This window comes from Streptomyces sp. NRRL WC-3618 (assembly GCF_001280005.1).
GTDB lineage: Bacteria > Actinomycetota > Actinomycetes > Streptomycetales > Streptomycetaceae > Streptomyces.
Genome location: NZ_LGDW01000221.1, coordinates 1 through 1,664, shown reverse-complemented (window position 1 = coordinate 1,664; position 1,664 = coordinate 1). Strand labels below are relative to the sequence as shown.

General features: G+C 62.1%; 1 protein-coding gene. It reads left to right on the top strand.

Annotation, left to right across the window (positions count from 1 at the left end; genetic code table 11):
* Positions 1-1,328: 1,328 nt before the first annotated feature.
* Positions 1,329-1,631 carry a hypothetical protein gene (locus ADL01_RS19860; protein ID WP_053743360.1) on the top strand — a complete coding sequence of 101 codons (303 nt, stop codon included), beginning with the start codon at positions 1,329-1,331 and terminating at the stop codon, positions 1,629-1,631.
* Positions 1,632-1,664 lie beyond the last annotated feature (33 nt).

The window sequence follows — 1,664 nt, the reverse complement described above, 5'->3', positions numbered from 1 at the left end:
GGAGCGGAAACAAGACGCCCGATGCCTCCCTCACTACGAGCCAGACCATGCCTGACCAGCAGAAATCAACCGATCATGTTCGGTTGAGACACGGCTTCTCAGCCATGCCCGATCGCGCGGGAACCGAGGGGCTGACGAGGTTGACTGCCAGATGTCGCCTGGATCAGGCTTAGCCGCGCTCTGTCAAGAGGGCATGCATCAGGCCCAATCTGCAGTCGCCCAGTTGCCCTCAGCCTGACGGAGGAGGGCAACAAACGATTCGGTCATTGAGGTTCCGCCGCCCTAGCCGTACGCATGATCGCCTTAACGAAGTGACGAAGCGTCAGACTTCTTCACCTTCACACGGCGGGGACTTTGCCATTTAAAGAACGATTTGGCGACCTCAGCGGCCTTCCCCAGCTGCTTGGGACCACCATGGTTGTCGACTATGTGGCGGCAAAATCGCAACCAGAGCCACCATGCGGCGAGCCCGCAGAGGGCAACAACGGCCGTAGCGACGAAGACAGCGATGGAAACAGTAATCACGGCACACCTCGCCAAGCCGCCCGGGCCCGAGAATTTGGGCGACTCGCTGGGAGTACCGGTATAGGAATTGAGGACCCGCTGGGCGCCTTTCATTTCCACTTGCCATCCGGCAAGATCGAATGCCAGGTCAGTCCCTACCCTCGGTCAGCCTCGGCGTTGCTGTCGTTTTTCTGAGGGCGCCACCCTCGTGTCCGGGGTCTGATACTCGGGCTTGGGGAGGGAGCTGTCCTTTGTGCACCCCATGGCCTTGGCCAAAGGGTACCCCTCCGGTCTCCGAGACGTGAGGCCTGTCAGCCCATGTGATGCGTTTCCTGGGCCGTCCCCGGGCCACGCGACGGCACGCAACGGCGCCTAATGTTGACAACCGACGAAATCTCATCGCAGGTCACAACGGTGCTCCGTTCCTGTGGCGCAGGAGCCTGTCAGAGTGCTTCCTTGGACGGTGTGAGCGGCTCGCCCGACTTACGTACCACAGGCAAGACACTCCACTCGATCAAGGCACCCGGCTGCGCTCCGCTCCGCCGGGCGCGCTTCCCGGCTCCTGCCTTCGGCTCGCTCGGCGCTGCTGCCGCCGACGCGCGCCCGCGTGTGTGTAGGGCCGAAGGGCCATGAGTCGAGCACCCGACCTACGCGGCCACGGTCCAAGACGATGCCTGCGGCGGGGGATCGGCCGGCACCGGGATGGAGGGGGGGTGCTGCTATACAGGGCACCCTCATCGGTCTGGTTAAGGACAACGGGTGAATCATTGGGTAGATGCAGGGAGCCTGCCGGGAATCGCCTCGGCGGCACTCAGAGTTAGAGCATGCTGCTTGCCGACGGTACTGAGATCGTCAAGATTGTCGCCTGGCCAACTACAACGATCCTGATCTTCCTGCTCCTGTTCACGCTGGCGAAGCCCGCAACGATGCATTACATCGATCGCATCGAACGCGTGAAGCTTCCTATGGGTGTGGAGATTGATACTCGATACGCGGCTGAGCGTGTGGAGCAGCAGCTTAAGGCAGCGTCCAGCCATCCGAGTGACGAGGCGCTTGAGTGTCTAACCTCGAAGTTTCGTGACGGTCCGCCGACGGAGTTGGTGGACCGTTTTTGTGCCGTGGGTTGAGGCTGTGCAGGCCGAGGGCCCGGGTGTCGCCTC